Source organism: Nannocystis punicea (genome assembly GCF_026965555.1).
Lineage (GTDB): Bacteria > Myxococcota_A > Polyangia > Nannocystales > Nannocystaceae > Nannocystis > Nannocystis punicea.
The window spans coordinates 10,896,381-10,917,390 of sequence record NZ_CP114040.1 but is presented as its reverse complement, the minus strand read 5'-3'; the positions used below and the strand labels follow the sequence as shown (position 1 = coordinate 10,917,390).

17 protein-coding genes are annotated in these 21,010 nt (G+C 71.6%); 13 read left to right on the top strand and 4 right to left on the bottom strand.

From position 1 onward, the window contains the following. Positions 1-2 precede the first annotated feature (2 nt). The 7 genes from O0S08_RS41760 to O0S08_RS41730 all read left to right on the top strand — a co-directional run bounded on the left by O0S08_RS41760 (position 3) and on the right by O0S08_RS41730 (position 6,114). The gene (locus O0S08_RS41760) at positions 3-656 is read left to right on the top strand and encodes a hypothetical protein (protein ID WP_269035106.1); all 654 of its coding nucleotides are present in this window, start codon (positions 3-5) and stop codon (positions 654-656) included. A 56-nt stretch (positions 657-712) separates the two neighbouring features. Then, complete coding sequence (locus O0S08_RS41755) at positions 713-1,501, top strand: VOC family protein (RefSeq protein ID WP_269035105.1); 789 nt, start codon at positions 713-715, stop codon at positions 1,499-1,501. Between the two features lie 45 nt (positions 1,502-1,546). Then, the gene (locus tag O0S08_RS41750) at positions 1,547-2,260 is read left to right on the top strand and encodes an ABC transporter ATP-binding protein (protein WP_269035104.1); all 714 of its coding nucleotides are present in this window, start codon (positions 1,547-1,549) and stop codon (positions 2,258-2,260) included. Next, positions 2,257-3,633, top strand: a complete 1,377-nt coding sequence (locus O0S08_RS41745) for an ABC transporter permease (RefSeq protein ID WP_269035103.1) — start codon at positions 2,257-2,259, stop codon at positions 3,631-3,633. The genes O0S08_RS41750 and O0S08_RS41745 overlap by 4 nt, the downstream gene beginning before the upstream one ends. Positions 3,634-3,761: 128 nt before the next feature. Continuing rightward, the gene (locus tag O0S08_RS41740; protein WP_269035102.1) at positions 3,762-4,772 is read left to right on the top strand and encodes a hypothetical protein; all 1,011 of its coding nucleotides are present in this window, start codon (positions 3,762-3,764) and stop codon (positions 4,770-4,772) included. Positions 4,773-4,880: 108 nt separating this feature from the next. Further along, the gene (locus tag O0S08_RS41735) at positions 4,881-5,867 is read left to right on the top strand and encodes a hypothetical protein (protein WP_269035101.1); all 987 of its coding nucleotides are present in this window, start codon (positions 4,881-4,883) and stop codon (positions 5,865-5,867) included. 1 nt (position 5,868) lies between these two features. After that, positions 5,869-6,114: a hypothetical protein gene (locus O0S08_RS41730; protein WP_269035100.1), complete on the top strand. Its 246-nt coding sequence runs from the start codon at positions 5,869-5,871 to the stop codon at positions 6,112-6,114. A 219-nt stretch (positions 6,115-6,333) separates the two neighbouring features. Here the strand turns inward: O0S08_RS41730 and O0S08_RS41725 are convergent, their stop codons facing one another. Then, positions 6,334-7,875: a glycerol-3-phosphate dehydrogenase/oxidase gene (locus tag O0S08_RS41725; RefSeq protein ID WP_269035099.1), complete on the bottom strand. Its 1,542-nt coding sequence runs from the start codon at positions 7,873-7,875 to the stop codon at positions 6,334-6,336. A gap of 204 nt (positions 7,876-8,079) precedes the next feature. Here O0S08_RS41725 and O0S08_RS41720 point away from each other — a divergent pair, with 204 nt between their 5' ends. From O0S08_RS41720 to O0S08_RS41695, 6 genes are all read left to right on the top strand, one after another. Beyond that, a complete protein-coding gene (locus O0S08_RS41720) occupies positions 8,080-9,672 on the top strand; it encodes an FHA domain-containing protein (protein WP_269035098.1) in 1,593 nt (530 codons plus the stop codon). 207 nt (positions 9,673-9,879) lie between these two features. Continuing rightward, positions 9,880-12,183 (top strand): transketolase C-terminal domain-containing protein, encoded by a 2,304-nt coding sequence (locus O0S08_RS41715; protein ID WP_269035097.1) that lies wholly within the window; start codon positions 9,880-9,882, stop codon positions 12,181-12,183. After that, the gene (locus O0S08_RS41710; RefSeq protein WP_269035096.1) at positions 12,183-13,037 is read left to right on the top strand and encodes an MBL fold metallo-hydrolase; all 855 of its coding nucleotides are present in this window, start codon (positions 12,183-12,185) and stop codon (positions 13,035-13,037) included. Before O0S08_RS41715 ends, O0S08_RS41710 begins: the two co-directional genes overlap by 1 nt. 46 nt (positions 13,038-13,083) lie before the next feature. Next, the gene (locus tag O0S08_RS41705; RefSeq protein WP_269035095.1) at positions 13,084-14,367 is read left to right on the top strand and encodes an NAD(P)/FAD-dependent oxidoreductase; all 1,284 of its coding nucleotides are present in this window, start codon (positions 13,084-13,086) and stop codon (positions 14,365-14,367) included. A gap of 373 nt (positions 14,368-14,740) precedes the next feature. Beyond that, positions 14,741-15,907 (top strand): poly(ethylene terephthalate) hydrolase family protein, encoded by a 1,167-nt coding sequence (locus tag O0S08_RS41700; protein WP_269035094.1) that lies wholly within the window; start codon positions 14,741-14,743, stop codon positions 15,905-15,907. A gap of 107 nt (positions 15,908-16,014) precedes the next feature. After that, positions 16,015-16,806, top strand: coding sequence for a hypothetical protein (locus O0S08_RS41695; protein WP_269035093.1), 792 nt, complete (start codon positions 16,015-16,017; stop codon positions 16,804-16,806). A 66-nt stretch (positions 16,807-16,872) separates the two neighbouring features. Here the strand turns inward: O0S08_RS41695 and O0S08_RS41690 are convergent, their stop codons facing one another. The 3 genes from O0S08_RS41690 to O0S08_RS41680 form a co-directional block, all read right to left on the bottom strand. Then, a complete protein-coding gene (locus O0S08_RS41690; RefSeq protein WP_269035092.1) occupies positions 16,873-17,730 on the bottom strand; it encodes a hypothetical protein in 858 nt (285 codons plus the stop codon). 506 nt (positions 17,731-18,236) lie between these two features. Then, the gene (locus O0S08_RS41685; protein WP_269035091.1) at positions 18,237-19,550 is read right to left on the bottom strand and encodes a TldD/PmbA family protein; all 1,314 of its coding nucleotides are present in this window, start codon (positions 19,548-19,550) and stop codon (positions 18,237-18,239) included. Further along, a complete protein-coding gene (locus O0S08_RS41680) occupies positions 19,543-20,985 on the bottom strand; it encodes a TldD/PmbA family protein (RefSeq protein WP_269035090.1) in 1,443 nt (480 codons plus the stop codon). Before O0S08_RS41680 ends, O0S08_RS41685 begins: the two co-directional genes overlap by 8 nt. Between the last annotated feature and the right edge of the window lie 25 nt (positions 20,986-21,010).

Sequence of the window (21,010 nt, the reverse complement as noted above, 5' to 3'; positions counted from 1 at the left end):
TCGTGGCGCCCAGCGACGACATCTTGCCGCTGGACGAGGCGGGCCCCGAGCTCTCACCTTGTGTGCCGACCGAAGCGGCGTTTTTTCGCGCGGCGCTCGAGCCGATGCCGGGCGAGGCGGGAGCCGAGCTGAGTTGCGAGGTGCAGGCGATGCGCGGTGACGCGGGGTCTCGCGTCCTCGATCTCGCGTGCGCGGGGGAGGCGATGCGGCTGTACGTCGAGGCCGACCCGGCGCCGGCCCGCGATGGTTTCAAGGTGGGGCAGCAGCTGAGGCTGCGGGCGATTGTCGCGCCGGGCGAGGTGGTCGGCGAGCCGGACGTGTGGTTGCGGGTGGAGGACGCGGGCGGGGAGCTGCTCCTGGCGGCGGCCGTCGGCGCGCGCGTCGATCCCCCCGAGGGCGGCGGGTGGGCCGCGCCCTTCGCGTGGCGCGAGGCGCCCGGCACCTGCATGGTCGAAGAGACAGCTTGCGGGGATACCCGGCGCGGCGCGCTGGACTTGCAGCTCTCGGGCGGCGCGCCGCGCCGCCTGTACGATGGGACATCTTCGGCGGCCGGCGACGAAGGGGCGTTTATGGCCTACGTCGAGGTGGCCCGGGCGGACCTGCCCGGGTCCGGATGTCCCCGGGAGTTCGTGTTCGGACTCATCGCGGCGCGCTGACGTCGCGGGGCGAAAACGCTTGGGCGGATCCGAGCCGGTTTGGTAGGTTGCCTGGGGTGCCGGTCGTCGATCGCTACAAGCACGGGAGCTTCTGCTGGGCCGAGCTCGGCAGTCCGGAGCCGGCGGTGACGACGCGGTTCTACAGCGGGCTGTTCGATCTCGGGATCCACCACGGCAAGGGCTACACGATCCTGCACCAGCGCGGGCGCGACGTGGTCGCGATCCATCGCATGCGCGCCGACGAGGAGGCGCGCGGCGAGGTGCCGCGGTGGATGCCGTTCGTCAACGTCGACTCGATCGACCGCTCGGTGGCGCGGGTCGAGCCGCGTGGCGGGCGGGTGATCGTGGCGCCGCGCGAGGTCTACGACTCGGGCCGCATGGCGGTGCTGGAGGACCCGAGCGGGGCGCGGCTGGCGTTGTGGCAGGCCGTGAACCACGCGGGCGCCGGGCTCATCGACGAGCCGTCGTCGATGTGTTGGTGGGAGCTCAACACGCGCGACGCGGACGAGGCCGGTGTCTTCTACAGCGACGTCATCGGCTGGCGGCGGGCCGAGCGGGCGGTGGAGTCGACGCGCTACACCGACTTCTTCGTCGGCGAGCGCAAGGTCGCCGGGATGCTGCAGATGACGGAGGCGTGGGGGTCGATGCAGTCGCACTGGATGACGTACTTCCGGGTCGAGGACTGCGACGAGGGCGCGGCCCTCGCGGCGCGGCTCGGCGGCGCGATTGTGGTCGCGCCGTGCGACATCCCGCCGGTCGGCCGCTTCGCGGTGGTGAGCGACCCACACGGGGGAATCTTCTCGATCGTCGCGTACGGCCAGGCGGGCCGCGGGTCCACGCCCTGAGCGGGGGTTGACCGCGATCGCCCGCTGCGAGTAGCGTCCACCGCGATGATCCGCGCTCGCGGCATCCGCAAGAGCTACCGCCTCACCGGCGCACAGTCGGGCGAGCTGCCGGTGCTCCGCGGCGTCGACTTCGACGTGGCCGACGGCGAGTTCGCGGCGGTGGTCGGGCGCTCGGGCAGCGGCAAGAGCACCTTGCTGGCGCTGCTCGGCGGGCTCGACAGCGACTACTCGGGCGAGCTCAAGGTCGCGGGCAAGGAGCTGCGCACGCTCTCGGACGCCGAGCTCAGCGCCTACCGCAACGCCACCATCGGCTTCGTGTTCCAGGCGTTCCACCTGCTCGACCACCTGAGCTGCGAGGACAACGTGGCCTTGCCGGCGCTGTTCCGGGTGAACGGCAAGGAGAGCAAGGACGTGCGGCTGGCGCGAGCCCGCGAGCTGATGGAGATGGTCGGCATCGCCGACAAGATCGGGGCGCGGCCGAGCACGCTGTCGGGCGGGCAGAAGCAGCGGCTGGCGATCGCGCGGGCGCTCTATCACAAGCCGCAGCTGCTCATCTGCGACGAGCCGACCGGCAACCTCGACAGCACCTCGGCGGCGGCCATCATCGCGCTGTTCCGCCGGCTGCGCGACGAGTCGGGGGTGACGCTGACGATCGTGACGCACGACCCGACGATCGCGGCGGCCGCCGACCGGGTGATCGAGATCAAGGACGGCGTGGTCGAGCTCGCCGGCAACGGCGGCGAGGAGGTGCGCGCGTGAGCAGCCTCGGTGCGATCGTCCGCGGCAACCTGCGCAACAACGCGGTCCACTTCGCGCTGGCGTCGGTCGGCGTGATCGTCGGCATCGCCGCGTTCGCGTTCTTTTTGGCCCTCGGCGCCGGCGTGCGCCAGGTCGTGCTCGGCAAGATCTTCCCGCTCGACCAGCTCGAGGTGATCGCCAAGTCGATGACGCTCGACGTCGGCCCGGTCAGCCTCGGGCTCGCCAGCGACGTGCTCGACGAGGCGGCGGCCCAGCAGCTGCGCGGGGTCCCGGGGGTGCGCGGGGTCTACCCGAAGATGAAGCTGACGGCCCCGGCGATCGGGCTCGGCGGCAAGGAGATCATCGGCAACGACATCCGCACCGAGCTCATCGTCGACGGGGTCGACCCGGCGCTGGTGCAGGGCGAGCTCTCCGGCGCCGACCAGTTCCGCGACGTGCCCGAGCCGGCGGCCGCGCCGACGGCCTGCGCCGACGACTCGGCTTGCCCGAAGGACATGTACTGCGGGAAGCCGTACCAGGGCGGGCCGGGCAAGGTGTGCCGCGACTACGTGCCGGTGATCGCGTCGCCGCACATGCTCGAGATCTACAACGGCTCGCTGCGCCGGGCCTACAACCTGCCGCGGCTGAACCCCGACTTCCTGGTCGGCGTGACGCTCGAGATGCGGGTCGGGGCGTCGATGGTGCAGGCGGCCGAGAAGGACGAGCTGCTGTACGAGCGGCTCAAGCTGGTCGGCTTCTCCGACAAGGCGGTGCCGCTGGGGGTGACGCTGCCGCTGTCGCAGGTGGCGCGCTACAACGTGCACTTCGGCACGCCGGAGGCGGCGACCCGCTACCACTCGATCATCATCAAGATCGAGAGCAAGGACCAGGTCGCGGCGGTGGCCAAGGCGATCGAGGAGCTCGGCTTCGAGGTCACCGACGGCGGCGCCGAGCAGGCCGGCTTCCTCATCAGCGTGTTCGTGCTGGTGTTCAGCCTGCTGTCGACGATCATCGTCGGCATCGCCGCGGTCAACATCATGCACGTGTTCTTCATGCTGGTGTACGAGCGCCAGCGGGAGATCGGGATCATGCGCGCGGTCGGGGCCCGCCGGTCCGACATCCAGCGCATCATCCTCGGCGAGGCGGCCTGCGTCGGCCTGCTCGCCGGGGCGATCGGCGTCGGCCTGGCGTACGCGGCCAGCCGCGTGTTCGACTACGTCTCGGCCCAGCACCTGCCGGACTTCCCGTACAAGCCCGAGACCTACTTCGCGTTCAGCGTCGACCTCGTGGCGCTCGCGCTCGGGTTCGCGGCCGGGTTCTGTGTCCTCGGCGCGTGGCTGCCGGCCCGCAGGGCGGCGCGCATGGACCCGGCGGCGGTCCTCACCGGCCGATGAGTGGCGGGCCGCGGCGTGGCGCTTCGCCACAGGCCGGCGGCGCGATTTCATGCGCAGGCGCAAGCACCCGGGATCGCTGGTGAAACCGGGCCGCGGCGGGTGGAATGTTCTCCGCTAGAGGGGCCGGCATGACTCGCCTCGCCCCGCTGTTCGCGCTCTCTGCGGCCCTGTCCACCGGCTGTTTCTTCACCAACGAAGAGACGGCCTTCATCGAGGCCGACGACGTCCGGATCGACCTGCCGGAGTCGATCGCGGCGCGCGAGGGCGGGCAGGTCCGCGGGACCCTGCACATCGGCGTCGAGTACACGGCCGACCAGGTCAACCGCTGGGTGACGGTGCTGGTCGAGCACTGCGCGCGCGTGATCGCCTACCTCGACGACGTGCAGCCGAACTCGCGCGAGGGCAACACCCGCATCTACGGGCCGTACGCCGACACCGAGGGCCGCGACCTGGCGTGGCTGGTCCGCGTCGAGGCGATCGAGGACGGCTCGAACTACGAGATCTACGTCGGCAGCCGCGAGGCCCAGGCCCAGGCCGACATGGCGCTGCTGATGACGGGCGACCTGCACAAGGACGACACCAAGCGCAGCGGCGGCTTCAAGATGGACTTCGACGTGGTCGAGAAGTACGCCGAGATGAAGGGTCCCGACGGCGACATGAGCGTGATCGGCGGGTTCGTCGAGGTCACCTTCGAGCGCGACGTCGAGACCGAGGAGAAGCGCATCGACCTCGACTTCAAGGCCGTCAGCTTCGAGTACCTCGGCTACCTCGACGACGACGTCTTCTACAGCGACGACAAGTACAGCTACACCCGCGACGCCGAGGGCGGCGGCACCTTCGACCTGACGCTGTACGGCGAGTGGGACGACTACGGCTGGAGCGGGCCGGAGCAGGAGAAGGCGAGCGTGCAGGCGGCGTGGGACGGCCAGGGCAACGGGCGGGCGCGCGGCAGCATCCTCGAGGTCGAGGGCGTCGGCGACATGAAGCATGGCGACCTGTTCCTCGACGAGTGCCAGGGCAGCGACGGCTTCCTCACGTGGCGCGCGCTCAACGAGCCCTATGCGCTCGAAGCGCCCGGCTACTCGTTCGGCGACCCGAAGTCGTGCGTGATCCCGGAGACCGCGCTCGAGGGACTCTGAGCGAGGGCGCTCCCGGTCCGGCCGGAGTCGGCGAGGACGGCGAATTCACGCCGATCTCGCGCTCCGGCCTGGTCCTTTTAAAAGGCGCAGTATACTGCCTCCACAGTCATGAGTGCGGCGCGTCTGAAGAGTCTCGGCAAGCTGGTGGTCCTCATCGGCCTGCCCGTCACCTTCGTCGTCGGCCTGTTCGGGGCCGGCGTCTACGTGGGCCACGGGCACCGCACGGCGATCCTCTCCTTCGAGCGCGACTGGCTCGGCATGGACGTGGCGGTCCCCGGGGAGCCGAGCAAGCCCACGTCCGATACCGCCAAACCGGAGCCGAAGCCCGAGGTCAAGCCGCCGGCGACGCCGGAGCCGCCGAAGCCCGAGCCGAAGCCGGAGCCGACGGCGACGCCCGAGCCGCCGAAGCCGGAGCCGACGACGACGCCGGAGCCGAAGCCGGTCGAGACGCCCGTGGCGCCCCCGCGCGGGCCGGACCCGGTCCCCGTGGCCGTCGCCGAGCCCGCGCCGCTGCCCCCCGAGCTGCAGGCCCGGCTCGCCGAGCCGCTCAAGATCCGCGTCAAGGTGGTGGTCGACGAGGAGGTGTTCGACCGCCGCAGCGACTGGATCGACTACGCCGAACGCCACGTCCGCTGGGCCTCGCAGGTGCTCCTGCGCCAGCTCGGCGTCGAGCTCGAGCTGCGCGGGGTGGTCGCCTCGCCGACGACCTGGTCTTCCGGACAGGTCGCCTTCGCCGACCTCGAGAAGGTCGGCAGCGACGGCGCCGACCTGGTGATCGGCCTCGGCGGTCGCAACATCCGCACGCCGCTGCAGGTGAAGGCCGGCACGGCGGCCGAGAAGAACCACGCGTCGACCGCGATCGCGTTCAGCTCCGACCCGACCTCGCCCGCGCCGCACCTGCGCGGCCTGCTGCGCGCGGTCACCCACGCGATGGGCGGCGACCCGATCGCCGCCGACTCCGACCCGATCGCCTTCTCCGCCGAGGACCGCCGCATCATCCTCGAGCGCAAACACCTGCCGTTCACCCCCGAGGTCGAGGACGCACCCCCGCCCGCGCAGCCGGCCGACGACGCCGCCCCCGAAGGAGAGAACTGAGATGGCCGCCCCCGCCCGCGTCGCCAACAACAGCCCCAAGCGCCAGGAGCCCCAGGCCAACCAGCCGGCCAAGCGCGAGGAAGAAGAGGCGCCGCCGTCCCGCCTGGCCTGGTTCATCGGCTGGTTCGGCGTGCCCTGCCTCGTGTTCGGCGGGATCTTCGGCGGCGGCGTGCTGGTCGGCGCCCACTACCCCGACGGCTGGATCGCCTGGGCCGTCACCGGCGTCGCCGGGCTGTTCGGCGGGTAGCTCGGAGCGCGGCGAAGCGCCGAGGTCGACTCGCTCCTCCGGCGGTGGTCCGGGGAGCGCTCGAAGCGGACGCGTCGCGTGGCCGCGAGCGTCTCGCTCGGCGAGGGACGCGGCCGCTGCGGCGGGTTCGTTCGCGGTGGAGCGCCTGTCCCGACGAGCATGTCTCGGTGCTCATGTTCGAAGGGACATGACCGTCCGGACATGTCCGGTTGAACAAATTCAGCAGGGGCCGAGGGTGCGGCCGGTCTCGACGACCATCGCCTCGCGGTAGCGCTGCAGCTCGGCCTCGATGTCGGCGGCGCTGCCGCCCCAGGCGGTGACGAGGCGGGTGGCGACCTCGCGGGCGACGCGGGCGCCGAGGCCCTCGTCGGTCAAGGCGAGGGGGATCCGCCTGCGCATGACGTCCTCGAGGTGCACTGCGCCCTCGTGGCGGATGGCGTGCTCGACCTCCGCCCAGCAGTACGGCAGGTCGTCGATGATGCGCGCGCCGAGCCGCGGGTCGGCCTGGATCTGCGAATAGAGCTGGCGAGCGAGCGGACCGTGCCGCTGGGCGAGATCGCCCATGCGGGGATCTTGCAACTCCTCGGCCGAGAGCGGCAGGCCGGCCACGAGAGGATGGCGATGGGTCTGGCAGCGGCCGATGCCGGCCGGCAGCTGGCCGCGTTGCCGCAAGCGGCGGACCACGCGGTCGACGGTCTCCTCGGCCATCGACCGGTAGGTCGTCAGCTTGCCGCCGACCACGGCGATCACGCCCTCCGCGGTCTCGAGGATCCGGTGTGAGCGGGAGATCTCGGCCGTCGGGTCGCCGGACGCGGCATGCTCGTCGCGCACCAGCGGCCGCACGCCGGACCAGGCGCTGACGATGCGGTCGCGGCCGAGGACCGCGCGCGGCAAGACCTTGCCGATCAGGGCGAAGAGCTCGTCGGTGTCGGCCGCGGTGACGCCGGAGGCGGCCGGGTCGCCGACGTAGGCGGTGTCGGTGGTGCCGAGGTAGGTCCGCGCGCCCCAGGGCACGACGAACAAGATCCGCCGCTCCTGCTGGGCCTGGACGACGAGGGGCTGGCGGACCGGGACGTCGGTGGCGCGCAGGACGAGGTGGATGCCGCGCGAGAGGGCGAGCAGGTGGGCGCCGGCGACGCCGAGCAGTCGCTCGGAGGTCCACGGCCCGGCGGCGACGACGACGGCCCGCGCCTGCACGCGGAGGCCGCCGTCGAGTTCGACGACCTGGACTTCGCCCTCGCGGCGGATGGCGACCACGGGCGCGTAGGTGAGGACCTGCGCGCCGTGGCGGCGGGCGTCCTGCAGCGTGGCGAGGGTGAGGCGAGCGTCGTCGGTGACCGCGTCCTCGTAGGTCACCGCGCCGCGGAGGCCCTCCTCGCGGAGCAGCGGCTCGAGCGCGTGGGCGGCGGCGGGGCGCAGCACGCGGTGGCCGTGGCTACGGTAGAGGCTGAGGGCGTCGTAGAGCGACAGGCCGATGCGCAGCTTCCACAGCGGCAGGCGGTCGCCGCGGTAGGCGGGGAACAGGAAGCGCGCCGGTTGAACGATGTGGCCGGCGATCTTGTAGAGCAGCCGGCGCTCGCGCAGGGCCTCGTAGACGAGGCCGAGCTCGCCTTGCTCGAGGTAGCGGACGCCGCCGTGGATCAGTCGGCTCGAGCGCGAGGAGGTCCCGAAGGCCAGGTCTCGCGCCTCGACGACGAGGACCCGCAGGCCGCGGAGGGCCGCGTCGCGGGCGACCCCGGCGCCGGCGATCCCGGCCCCCACGACGACGAGGTCCCACGCGGGTTCGGCTCGGCCGCGCCCATCGGCGTCGGCTCGCCGCAAGCGGTCCCGGAGCGAGCGGATCTCGGCCGGGCCCCACGGCGGCGGCGACTCTTGTACTGGCAGGACATCGGCGCGATGGTTGCGCCGCACGGCGGGCATTTGTGACACTCTGCCCAAGCCTACCGCGACCCCCCGGAGACCTCGATGGCCTCGTACACGCTCCACATCCAGTACGTCGACCGCCCAGCGGAGACCCGGACGATCTCCCAGCCCAAAGTCCTCATCGGCCGAGACGCCGGTGACATCGCCCTCCACGACAGCCAGGTCTCGGGCCGCCACGCGGAGATCCTCTGGGACGGAGCGACCCTCCGCTTTACCGACCTCGGCTCGACCAACGGCAGCTTCCTCCTCCAGGGCCAGCGCGTCGCCAACCTCGAGCTGACCGCGGGCATCGCCCTCCGCATCGGCAACTCGCTCATCACAGTGCAGAGCATCGACGGCCTCGGCTCGAGCGGCGCCGGCAAGGGTCGCACAGTGATCGCCGCGCCGGGCATGGTCCCCGGCTTCCCGGCGCCGATGAAGCCGGCCGCCGCGCGCCCGCCCGGGCCGGTGATGCCGGCCCCGCCCGGGCCGGTGATGCCGGCCCCGCCCGCGCCCGTAGGAGCCCCGCAGCCGGGGAATTTCGCGTTCGCGCCGACAGCGCAGCACCAGGGGCCGCTGCTTCGGCCTGCGCCGGGAGGGCCCGCGCCGGGCGCTCCGGGCGGCTTCGCGGCCGCGCCGCCGCAGCCGATGGCCCCGCCGATGGGCCCGCCCGCGCCGTTCCCCGCGCCTGCGCCGCCGGGGCCGGGTCCAGGGGCTTTCGGGGCCCAGCCGGCGACGGGTGGCTTCGGCGCGCCGGCGCCGGGGACCGATCGGTTCGCGGTCCAGCCGCAGTCCGCGATCGCCACGCCGCCGCCGCAGGCCGTGCCGACGCCGATCTCCCAGCCCGTGGCTGCGGCGCCGATGCCGATGGGGCCGCCGGTGCTGGTGCCCGAGAGCGCGATCGCCGACACGCCGCCGGCGGGCGAGCCCGCGGTGGCGGCCCTCGGTCCTGCGGGCAACGACCTGGTCTCGCAGGTGAAGTTCATCCTCCTCGAGGGCTGGAAGCTGTTCCAGCCGGTGGCTGCGCCCGCGGTCGCGACCGTCGGCGCGGTGCTGATCCCGATCGGCCTGCTCGCGCAGCTCGGCCTGATGATCCTGCCGCTCAGCATCGCCGCCTTGCTGGCGACCTTGCTGTCGCTGGTGCAGCTCGCGGCGATGGTGATCCTCATGCCGTCGCTCGGGCGCTTCATGCTGAGCCACTACCTCGGCCAGCCGATCTCGATCCAGGCGGCCGTGCAGCAGTCGATCGCCGGGGTCGCCGACGTCGCGGTGAACTGCTTCATCCCCGGCATCGTGTTCGGGGTGTTCGCGGCGCCGATCTATTACGTCGAGGACAAGAAGCTCGGCGCGGTGATCGGGCGCAACTTCAGCCTGCTGAAGTTGGAGCTGGTGCCGATCCTCGCCACGGTGTTCGGCGCCGGCCTGGCGGTCGGCCTCGTCATGACGATCGTCGGCATGATCCTCGGCTTCTTGCCGCTCGGCGGGATCCTCAACAGCATCCTCGTCAATGGCGTCATGGCGTTCATGATCGCCTTCTTCTCGGGGCTGAGCGTGTGGCTGTACTTCTGGGTCCGGCGCAAGCACGAGGGCGGCGATCCGGAGAGCGAGGCGCGCGCGCGCCTCGACGCGGCCGCGGGCGCCCTCCCGAGCGCGTGAGCCTGCGCGTCGCCGGCGTGACGGCGAGCTGAAGTGGCACCTGGCCTTTCCGCCAGGTGCCACTTCGTTTGCGCGCCTTCAAGCGGTCGTCACACACGAGGCATGCGCCACGTCACGCGGTTCGTTCGCGCCCGCTGCGCTGCGACTTGGCGCTCGTCTGCGGTCGGTTTACCCCAGCGCCGATCTCGCCTAGGCTTTGCCTCGCGCATGGACATGCCGACGCCCAGCAAGACCCTCCGCTTCGATCTCCGCGACCTCCCGCGGTTCCCGAGCCTCACCCCGGAGCTGCTGCGGCTGGCCTATCAGGAGATGCTGGTCGCCCGCTGCCACGTCGAGCGGGTGGTCCAGGAGTGCGCCAAGGGCACCATCAAGTTCGCCATCTGGGGCTCGGGCGAGGAGCTGCACGGGGCGGCGGAGGCGCTCGCGTTCGCCGAGGTCGTCAACCCGGAGGCGTTCGGCATCTGCGCCCACTACCGCTCGGCTGGCCTTTTGGCCATGTGGTCGCGGCTGCGCGGCTACCAGGACTTCCACCTCGACCACATGCGGCAGCAGCTGTGCAAGTCGACCGACCCGTGGACGGGCGGGCGGTTGATGACGGCGCACTTCAACGACCTGCGGTTCAACACCTTGCCGGTGCAGAGCGCGCTCGGCATGCAGTTCGGCAAGGCCGTCGGCTACGCCCAGGGCCTGCGGCGCAAGGGCCACGACGACGGCCTGGTGGTCGCGGTGGTCGGCGACGGCACGACCGCCGAGAGCGACATGCACGAGGGCATGACGGGCGCGTCGATCCTGCGCCTGCCGGTGCTGCTGACGGTCACCGACAACAACGTCGCCATCAGCGTGCGGCCCGAGGACGGCCGCGGGATCCGCAGCTTCGAGCACTACGCGGCCGCCTTCGGCTTCGCCTACTTCGAGTGCGACGGCAACGACTTCCTCGGCTGCTACGAGACCGCCCGCGCGGCCGCGGAGTACTGCAAGGAGCAGCAGGCGCCGGCGCTGATGTGGGTCAAGAACCTGTCGCGCCTCAACAACCACAGCTCGGCGGCCGACTTCACCTTCGAGTTCGACAGCTACGACCCGCTGATCGACTTCGGCGAGGCGCTGGTGCAGGCGGGGGTGCTGGCGCCGCACGAGATCTTGCGGCGCAACGCGATCACCGAGGGCAAGGACTACTTCCGCCGCCACGACTGGGGCACCCTGGCCAAGGCGGCCGACGACTACGTGGTCGAGACGATGGCGATCTGCGCCACCGAGCCGGAGCCGAGCTACGAGTCTGTCCTTTCGGACATCCGCGCGCCGTTCCCGGTGGTCGAGGAGGCGCCGCTGGAGAACCGGCCGACGGCGATCTCGATCAACGGGGCGATCCGCTCGGCGCTGCAGGCGATCCTCAAGGCCAACCCGATGTCGTGGGTGTACGGCCAGGACGTCGCCAAGAAGGGCGGCGTGATGGTGGCCACCAAGGGCCTCTACGAGCGCTACCCCGACCAGGTCCGCGACGCGCCGATCAACGAGCCGCTGATCCTCGGCACCGCGTTCGGGTTCGCCCTGCACAAGGGGGCGACCGCGATCCCGGAGATCCAGTTCTCCGACTACTCGCTCAACACGCTGCACTGGCTGGTGCTGCTCGGCAACCAGCGCTGGCAGTCGGCGGGCACGGTCGACGTCAACGTCATCCTGCGCCTGCCGGTCGAGCCGCTGCACGGCGGGTCGGTCTACCACTCGATGTGCATGGAGGGCTTCTACGCCTCGATCCCGGGCATCACGATCGTCGCGCCGACGACCTCGCGGGACATGTACGGCCTGCTCCGCAGCGCCGCCGAGTACCCGGGGCCGGTGCTGGTGTTCGAGTCGAAGGGGCTCTACCGCATGACGCTGGGCGACGCGTTCCCGGGCGAGCCGACCGACCCCAAGGAGATCGCGGCGCTCAAGCGCAGCATCGGCTTCGGCGGCCACATCCCCGACCTGCCCGACGACTTCCGCGTGCCGCTCGGCAAGGCGGCGCTGCGCCGCCCGGGCAAGGACATCACCGTGGTCACGTGGGGCCGCTGCACCCTGTTCTGCGGCGAGGCGGTGCAGAAGCTCGCGGCCGAGGGCGTCGACGTCGAGCTCATCGACCTGCGCACGATCGTGCCCTACGACTCCGAGGCGATCCTGGCCAGCGTGCGCAAGACCGGCCGCCTGCTGGTCGTCCACGAGGACCGCGTGTTCGCCAGCCTGGGCCGCGAGATCCAGGGTGCCGTGCAGGAGGCGATGGCCGGCGAGAACGTGATCACCCGCGTGCTCGGCCAGGACCCCAGCCCCGGCATCCCGTCGCCGATCGAGATCGAGGAGCAGATCGTGGTCAGCCCGGAGAAGGTCCACGCGGCTGTCCTCGAGGTCCTGTCGATCCGCCGGGCCAAGTCCGCGGCCGATTCGGCGGCGGCGGCCCCGGCCAAGCCGGCGCGCGGCGGCGCCGACGTGTTCGCGCGCCCGCAGATCTTGTGGACGCCGAGCCGTAACTCGGTCACCTGATGCACGACGTCGCGGTCCTCGACGAGCTCAAGGTCGGCGGTCTCACCCTGCGCGGCATCACCCGCGGCGGCGTCGAGACCTGTCTCATGGTACCTGAACTCGGGGTCATGTTCGACGTCGGCATGTGCCCGCCCGGCGCGCTCAAGTACGACACGATCCTGGTGTCGCACGGGCACGCCGACCACCTCGGCGGGGTCGGCTACCTGGTGTCGCAGCGCCAGCTGATGCGCTCGCCGCCGCCGGCGATCCACGTGCCGCAGGAGGTCCACGAGCCGCTGACGCGGATCCTCCGCGCCTGGGCCGAGATCGAGGGCTTCGACCTGCAGTGGCAGCTGCACGGGCACGCGCCCGGCGACCGCTTCTCGCTCGGCGGCGGGCTGTCGCGCGGCTGCGCGGCGACCTGCCTGCGGACCACGCACCGGGTGGCGTCGCTGGCGTGGGTCGTCGAGCGCACCACCAGTCGCCTGAAGCCGGAGTACGTCGGCCTGCCGGGGCCGGAGATCGCCGAGCTGCGGCGCGGCGGCGTCGACGTCCTCGACGCCCACACCGAGCCGCTGATCTGCGTCACCGGCGACACCCAGATCGAGTTCTTCCAGCAGCACGAGCTGGCGCGCCGCTGCCGGGTGCTGGTCCACGAGGTCACCAGCTGGACGGCCGAGCGCGACGTGGCGCAGACGCGCCAGTGGGGCCACACCCACCTCGACGAGCTGGTCGCCGAGTCGGAGCGGTTCACCGGCGAGGCGCTGGTGCTGGTCCACCGCAGCATGCGCCACAGCCGGGCCGAGGCCGAGCGGCTGGTGCGCCAGCGGTTCCCCGCCGGCGTGCGCGACCGCGTGGTCGTGTTCGGCCACTGAGCGGGTGCGCTCGAGGACAGGACCCGAGGGACAGGAGGCGAAGGACATGGCCGAAGGGACACATGACGAGATCGACGTCCTGATCCTCGGGGCCAGCTTCGCGGGGATCGAGCTGGTCCACCAGCTGCGCCGCAGCGCCCGCGGGCGGGGCCTCAAGATCACCGTGGTCGACCGCCAGGCCGAGCACCCGTACATCCCGCTGGTGCAGGAGCGGCTGGTCGGTCGGCTCGACCGGGACAGTTCGGTGCTGCCGACCCGGCGCTGCGTCGAGAAGCGGGCCGCGGCGCGCTACGTGGTCGGCGACGTCGTCGGCCTCGACCCCGACCGCAAGGAGGTGGAGCTGGCCTCGGGCGAGCGGCTGCGCGGGCGCTTCCTCGTCGTCGCGCTCGGCTCGGTGCTGGCGCCGCCGGCGGGCATCGAGGGGGCGGAGCGGTTCGTCGACTACAAGTTCGACCACGAGTTCGTGCACGCGGCCGACCGCCTGGCCGCGCTGCTGGGGCCGGACGGCGAGGCGACGCGACGGGTGAGCAGCGGCGACGGACCCTACCGCGAGGGCGAGGCCAGCGGCCCCGCCGGCGAGCGGCCCGCGATCGTCGTCGTCGGCGGCGGGATCTCCGGCGTCGAGCTCGCGGGCGAGCTGGGTCGGCTGGCGCGCGTGCGCCCGAGCGGCTGGCGCGCGCCCAGGGTCACTCTGGTGCACTCCGGCGAGCGCCTGCTGCCGCACCTGTGCGCGCGCGCCGGTCACAAGGCCGAGGCGCACCTGCGGGCCCAGGGCGTCGAGCTGCGGCTGCGCACGCGTCTCACTCGCCTGTCCGCCGGGACAGCCTCGGTCCGGCCGGCCGGGGGCGACGGCGCGGCGGTGGATGTCCCTTGCGACATGGCCTTTTGGTCCGGTGGTGTGCGACCGGCGCCGGTGCTGGCGAAGCTGCCGCTGCCGCGCACCGAGGCCGGCTGGCTGGCGGTCGGGCCGACCCTGCAGTGCTTCGCCACGCCGAAGCCGACGCGGCCGGACATCTTCGCCATCGGCGACGCCGCGCGGGTGCAGAGCGGGACCGGCGAGTGGCCGACGATGCAGCGGGCCATCGAGTGCCTGTGGCAGGCGTGGCTCACCGCGGACAACCTGAAGCGGCTGGCCCGCGAGGCGCCCGGCTACCCGCACGGGGTGCCGCCCCTGCGGCCGCACACGCTGCGCGAGGATTTTCCCCACGGCGTCAGCATCGGTGACAAGTCGCTGGTCGTGTACGGCCGGCTGGTGCTCGACTTCCCGGCCGTGAACACGTGGTTCCGCCGGTTCCTGATGCGGCAGTACATCAAGCGCTACGGCGGCTGAGGCGCTCTCGTCGACGAGAGGATGTCCCGAAGGACATCCGCCGACCGACGCGCGCGTCGTCGAGAAAGTGGCGAATTGGACATGTCCATCAAGACATATCACCACGGGCGCCGGGTGATCGGCTCCGGCCGCGCGCGGCGGTTCGCGGGGTAAGAAAGCGAATCTACGCAGTTTTAAAAATGCGTGGTGTCGAGACCTCGCGCGCCGCTCCTGCGCGGGCGATCGGCGCGACGGTGCGGCGCGAACGGTGAATGCGGTGTCGTCGCGAGGCCACGCCGAGGCGGCGAGAACCGGCGCTTTACCGGGGTTTGGGCGGCGTTTCGTGAGCGTTCCGCGATTGCTCGCAGTCGGGGGCGCCGCTAGACGTGGCGACATGCAGCGGTCCGTCCTCATTCTCCTTGTCCTCACAATCGCGTGCAACGGCGGCGGGACGTCGTCGGGCACGGACTCCGACACCGGGTCCGGCAGCGGCACGAGCAGCGGCACCACCACCGGGGGCGATCCGGGGACGAGCGCTGCGAATCCGACCGGCACGGGCACCACCTCGACCACGGGCCCGACGACGACCGTCGCGCCGACCACCGAGGAGGGACCGACGACGACCGCAGGGACCACGACCGGCACCGACACGACCGGGGTGGAGACGACCGAGGGGACCACCGGCGAGCCCGGCGAGGATGTTCATGACCCGAACGAGGACGGTCCGTGGCAGTTCGACGAGCTCGTCGGGGAGATCGACGTCGACGGCGAGGCGATCGGCGTGACCGCGTACTATCCGACGCGGGGTCCGGGGCCGTATCCGGTGGTGACGATCGCCCACGGCTTCAACCTGCCGCCGACGCAGTACACCGGCTACGCCACGCGGCTGGCGTCGCACGGCTACGTCGTGCTCAACGTCGACCACGCCGGCTATCTGTTCGGCGCTGTCGACCACGTCGCCAACGCCAAGCAGGTGCTCGCCGCGCTCGACTGGGCGGCCGAGCATCCGGACCTCGCGGACATCTCCGACGTGAACAACGTCGGCACCACCGGCCACTCCCTGGGCGGCAAGATCTCCGTGCTCGCTGCGATGTTCGACGCCCGCGTCAAGGCCTCGCTCACCCTCGATCCCGTCGACGGCGCCAACATGTGCCCCGACATGCAGGCCTGCCCCGACGTCAGCGCGATGCTGCCGATCTCCATCCCGCTCGGCTTCCTCGGCGAGACCCTCGACACCGCCGGCTTCATGGCCTGCGCGCCGGCGGCCGAGAACTTCACGACCTTCTACGCCGAGGCGAGCTCGCCGGCGCTGCAAGTGACCGTGAACGGCGCCAATCACATGAGCTTCCTCGACGACGTCGCGTCGTGCGGGATCACCTGCTCGTTCTGCCAGGCGCCCACGCTCGCCAACGCGGTCGTCAACGACCTGGCGCGCGCCTACGTGGTCGCGTACTTCGGGCGATACCTGCGCGACAACCCCGGCTACGACACGTACCTGACCGGCGCCGCGGCGCAGCAGCGCTATGTCGACATGGGGCTGGTGACGATCGCGGAGAAGTGATTGGCTCGGAGGTCCACGCCCATCGACGGCCGGGTCGAGAGCCAGGCGTCGAAAGGAACGACGGGAGTCCGATGGCGAGGGCGGAGGTCGCGGATAGCGTGAGGCGAATGGCGAGAGGGAGCGGCGTCGCGTGGGTGCTGGGGCTGCTGGCGTGCGCGCGACCGGTCGGAACGGGAGCGCCGGACGTGGCCGCCGCGGCGGTCGAGCCGGGAGCGCCGGAGGTGGTGGCCGCGGCGGTCGAGCCGGTGGGGATGGATCCGTCGCTGCTGACTCGCGCGACGCTCGCGCCCGGGGACGTCGAAGAGAAGTGCCACGCCCCGCAGGACCGCGCGCGGTGCTTGCAGGCGCGGCAGCACCCGGACGTCCTGCTGTGGTGGACGTTGAGGCTCGGCGAGCGTCACCAGGACGAGCGCGGGAACGATGTGCGATTCAGCGAGGCGGAGCTGCGCGAGCGGCTGGAGCAGGTCGTCGAGCTCGCGCGCGCCGACGGGGTGCGGGACAGCTACCCGGACAGTCTGCTGACCAGCGTCACTCTGCTCGGGCCCTACACGGCGGTGCGGCGGGCGATGGCGCTGCCGCAGGTGGACATGGTCACGCCGAGCTGCACCGAGGACGACCGGGAGTTCTGCGCGTGCGAGCGCCTGCGCGTCGACCAGTGCGAGGCGCACGCGTTCTGCCAGGCCGTGTACGGATGGCCGCGCTGCCGCGAGCCCAGGGTGCTGGCCGGCTGCACGCGCGCCGAGGCGTGCAGGGACTCCATCACCCACGCCTACGACCCGCGCGGCGTGAAGTGGGAGTTTCCCGACAGCTGCGTGCCCGACCAGCCGGGCTGGCGCTCGCTCGGGTCGGTGATCGACATGACGACGGGGGAGCCGCGCTGCGAGCGGCTCCGCGACTGACGCCTGCGGTGAGGCAGTTCGCTCGCGTTCGTTCTTTGTCGAGCCGACGGGCGCGAGGGCCGGGGCTCACGTCGGCGGCGTGCAGAGGACGTCCGGAGGCGTGAAGGTGTGGTAGCGCCGGTCCATGCGCGTCAGGTACTCGAGGTCGAAGCACTTGCGCGTGCACCGAAGGTCGCGGCCGAGCGACTTGCCGGAGACCACCAGGCGATCGCCCGACAGCTCGTATCGCAGCGTCTCCGTGCGCCCCGCGACGGACCGCGGCTCGTAGCTCTCGGCGGCGAGCTCGATCCGCCAGCGCCTCGCGGTCAGGCGCCGGCCGGGCTTCCACCTCAGGGCGTACTCGGTGCGGCTAGCGAAGCCATTGAAGCGCTCATCCTTCGTGGCCGGATCGGCTTCGACCTCGACGAGGTGATCGCCCCAGAACGCCCAGGTCTTGTGCGCGCCGCACTGCCAGACGGTGCGGTCGAGCTCGTGGGGCTGGGCGCGTTCGGCCGGGGCCGGGGGCGGACCCCCGTAGCGAGCGTCCATGAACACCTCGAAGTCGCCGTCGAAGCTCTGGCGCACGCACTCGAGCGGCTCGTGCTTGCGGCTCCCCCGCGTGAACAGGTGGTCATTGACGAGGGTGTAGGCCATGTGGAGCGGGGCCTCGCCGTAGTCGACGGGAGACCGCTGACCGTAGGGCCACTCGGTCCGTCGCAGGGCGACCGTGTAACTGCCGGTCGGCGTGAACGAGCCGCGAGGACCGTACACCAGCGCGAAGTCGGAGCGAGTGTGGATCTGCTGGATGCCCATCGCGAGCATCGCCCAGTCGATGTCGGCCCTGACGCAGTGCTCGCCCCAGAAGGCGAGGATGATGTGTTGGTTGCAGCGCCACAGCGTCCGATCGAGCTCGTGCGGGCGAGCGTCGGCCTGCGGGACGAACACAGGGGGCGGGTCGGGAACGGCCACCGCGGGCGCGTCGACGGCGATGGCTGACAGCGCCGGCGTCGGAGACGGTCGTCGAGCTGTCTCCGTCCGTTCGGCCGAGGACGCAGGCGCGGAGCAAGCGAGGAGCGACGGCACGCCGCAGAGCGCTCCGCGGAGCGCCCGGCCGAGGACGCGACTACTCCACCGTCCTGCCACGCGCAGTCCGTCGCCAGGAGGCGGCCGCCTCGTCACCGGGTTTCGGCGTCATGACTTCATCGTGGCCGTCCGCGGTCGACCGCGCTCGATGTCGACGCGTCCGTTCGGACGGCGTGGCGGGACGGCGGACGGGCGATTGGGTCGGCATGGACGAGACGTCCGAGCGAATGGCGCCTCGACACGATACACGGTTCGAGGCGCCGGCGCTCGTCGACAAGGCGCGAGGCGCGAGCCGCCGCCCGGCCGGGGGCGGAGGATCGCGCCTCGTCTGTCTCGAAGGACCTGTCGTAAGCGACAGGTCCTTCGGGTCATGTCCCGCTGAACTGCACGTCCTCGAACACGAGGGTGGGGGCGCGCAGGCTGGAGAACGGGTAGGGGTCGTTGCCGACGACGGCGAGCTTGGCGAACAGGGCGGCGAGGTTGCCGGTGACGTTCATCTCGCCGATGGGCGCGCCGATCTTGCCGCCCTTGATCTGGTGGCCGCGGAGGCCGAGCGAGAAGTCGCCGGTGGTCGCGTCGCTGTTGCCGCCGAGCCAGGAGGTGACGTAGATGCCGTCCTGGACGTCGGCGATGAGGGCGGCGAGCGGCTTGTCGCCGAGGCCGAGCACGCGGTTGCTGGCCGAGCCGGTGGTCGGGGCCCAGCCGAGCTTTTTGCCGTAGTAGGTGTCGACGTAGTAGTTGCGGACCACGCCGGCCTCGATGAGCGGCATGCGCTTGGCCGAGATGCCCTCGCCGTCGAAGTGGCGCGAGCTGAGGCCGCGCGGCAGCAGCGGGTCGTCGGTGATCGTCAGCTTGTCGCCGAACACCTTCTGACCTTGCTTTCCGGCCAGGTAGGAGCGGCCCTGCTGGATCGACGCGGCCGACAGCGGCGACAGGGCGCGCGAGATCAGCGAGACCGCGGCCTCCGGGTCGACCACCATCGTCGTGCGCACCGTCGGGCCCTTGGCGCTGCCGAGGCGGTCGATCGCCCGCTGCAGCGCCAGCGCGGCGATGGCCGCCGGCTCCGGCAGGCCGGTCAGGAAGCGGCCGACCGCGTGGGCCGAGCCCTCGGGGCGCTTGTCCTCGCCCTCGCGCACCGTGGCGGTGCAGGCGTAGCCGACGTAGCTGCCGTCCCAGACGCCGTCGAAGCCGTTGCTGCTGGCGGCGGCTCCCTGCGACTCGCCGCTGAACAGGTTGCTCTCGGCCGAGATGACGCGCGAGTCGGAGTGGGCCTTGGCGTCCATCTCGGCGCACCAGGCCTCGCGCTGCTCGCGGGTCAGCTTGGCGACGCTCGGGTCGACGCGCTCGAGGTCGACGGTGGGGCGGCCCTTGAACAGCGCGGGGTCGGGGATCACGCGGTAGGGGTCGGGCTGCAGCACGCGGGTCAGCGCGACCGCCTCCTTGATGAAGCCGGCCAGGCGGTCGGGCCGCAGGTCGGTGGTGCTGTGCGACGAGTAGCGGCCGTCGACGTAGAGGCTGATGCCGAGGCCGCGGGAGGTGCTCTCCTCGACCTTCTCGACCTTGCCGTCGCGGTACACGAGGGAGACCGAGCGGTCGCGCGAGATGGCGGCCCAGGCGTCCTGGGCGCCTGCCTTTTTGGCCAGGTCGACGGCGGTCTTGGCGCTCTGAAGTAGGTCAGACATTCTCGCCTCCGACGGTCATCTTCGAGACCAGGGTGGTGGGCAGGCCCTGCGAGACCGGCACGCTCTGGCCGTCCTTGCCGCAGGTCCAGCCGCCGAAGTCGAGCTTGCAGTCGTTGCCCACCATGGTGACGTTGCGCAGCGCCTCGGGGCCGTTGCCGATGATGTTGATGTCCTTGATCGGGGCGGTGATCTTGCCGTCCTCGATGAGCCAGCCGTTCTTGATGTAGAAGGTGAAGTCGCCGGCGCCGATCTGGACCTGACCGTTGGTGAAGGTCTCGGCGATGATGCCCTTCTTGACCGAGGCGATGATCTCCTCGCGCGTGTGCGGGCCGTTCTCCATGTACGTGCTGCGCATGCGCGGCATCGGCGAGTGGCGGAACGACTCGCGCCGGCCCGAGCCGGTCGCCTTCACCTTGTAGTGCTTGGCGCTGATGCTGTCGTGCAGGTACGACGCCATCACGCCGTGGTCGACCAGGACCGTCTTCTCGACCGGGTTGCCCTCGTCGTCGACGTTGAGCGCGCCGCGCTCGCCGGACTGGGTGGCGTCGTCGACGATGGTGACGAAGTCGGGCGCCACCTTCTTGCCGATCATGCTGGCGTAGATGCTGGTGTTCTTGCGGTTGAAGTCGGCCTCCATGCCGTGGCCGATGGCCTCGTGCAGGAGGATGCCGCTGGCGCCGGCCGCCAGCACCACCGGCATCTCGCCGGCGGGCGGGCGCTTGGCGTCGAACAGCACCATCGTCCGCGACACCGCCTCCTTGGCCAGGAACTCGAGCCGGTCGTCGGTGTACCAGTCGAAGCCGTGGCGCCCGGCCAGGTTGGCGCTGTTGCTCTGGGTGACCTCGCCCTTCTTGGCGGTGAGCATGCACCACAGCCGCGTCATCGGCCGGATGTCGGTGTGGATGTTGCCGTGCATGTCGGCGATGAGCACCAGCTCCTCGCCGTCGGCCCAGCTGACCGTGACCTTGTGGATCGACGGGTCGCCCTTGCGCGCCAGCGCGGCCAGGTGCTCGATGCGCGGCAGCTTCTGCACCGTCTGCACCTCGGCCCACGGCTGGCTGAGCGTGTAGAAGTTGGTCGGCCGCGAGCGCTGCTTGAACTCGACCGGGGCGTGCGCCGCGCCGCCGTGGGCGATGCCCGCCGCCGTGCGCGCCGCCGCCAGCATCGCCTCGAGCGAGAGGTCCTCGGTGAACGCGTAGCCGGTCTGGTCGCCGACCACCACCCGCAGGCCGACGCCCTGGTCGATCGAGGAGCTGGCCCGGCTGATGATGCCGTCCTCCATCGTGATCGAGTTGTCGCGGCTGTACTGGAAGTAGAGGTCGGCAGCGTCGGCGCCGCGCGCCGTCAGTTCGCTCATGACGCGCGCGATCGTGGGCTTGTCGACGGAGAACCACCCGAGGTGGTCGGCGAGGGGGGCGTTTTCACCGGGGATCATGGTGGTGCTCCCGGCTTTTGTGGTC

Bases quoted from the DNA above. Each gene is read 5' to 3' on its own strand.
- O0S08_RS41750 (WP_269035104.1), top strand. From the start codon at position 1,547: ATGATCCGCGCTCGCGGCATCCGCAAGAGCTACCGCCTCACCGGCGCA.
- O0S08_RS41740 (WP_269035102.1), top strand. From the start codon at position 3,762: ATGACTCGCCTCGCCCCGCTGTTCGCGCTCTCTGCGGCCCTGTCCACC.
- O0S08_RS41735 (WP_269035101.1), top strand. From the start codon at position 4,881: ATGAGTGCGGCGCGTCTGAAGAGTCTCGGCAAGCTGGTGGTCCTCATC.
- O0S08_RS41730 (WP_269035100.1), top strand. From the start codon at position 5,869: ATGGCCGCCCCCGCCCGCGTCGCCAACAACAGCCCCAAGCGCCAGGAG.
- O0S08_RS41720 (WP_269035098.1), top strand. From the start codon at position 8,080: ATGGCCTCGTACACGCTCCACATCCAGTACGTCGACCGCCCAGCGGAG.
- O0S08_RS41715 (WP_269035097.1), top strand. From the start codon at position 9,880: ATGGACATGCCGACGCCCAGCAAGACCCTCCGCTTCGATCTCCGCGAC.
- O0S08_RS41710 (WP_269035096.1), top strand. From the start codon at position 12,183: ATGCACGACGTCGCGGTCCTCGACGAGCTCAAGGTCGGCGGTCTCACC.
- O0S08_RS41705 (WP_269035095.1), top strand. From the start codon at position 13,084: ATGGCCGAAGGGACACATGACGAGATCGACGTCCTGATCCTCGGGGCC.
- O0S08_RS41700 (WP_269035094.1), top strand. From the start codon at position 14,741: ATGCAGCGGTCCGTCCTCATTCTCCTTGTCCTCACAATCGCGTGCAAC.
- O0S08_RS41695 (WP_269035093.1), top strand. From the start codon at position 16,015: ATGGCGAGAGGGAGCGGCGTCGCGTGGGTGCTGGGGCTGCTGGCGTGC.
- O0S08_RS41685 (WP_269035091.1), bottom strand. From the start codon at position 19,550: ATGTCTGACCTACTTCAGAGCGCCAAGACCGCCGTCGACCTGGCCAAA.
- O0S08_RS41680 (WP_269035090.1), bottom strand. From the start codon at position 20,985: ATGATCCCCGGTGAAAACGCCCCCCTCGCCGACCACCTCGGGTGGTTC.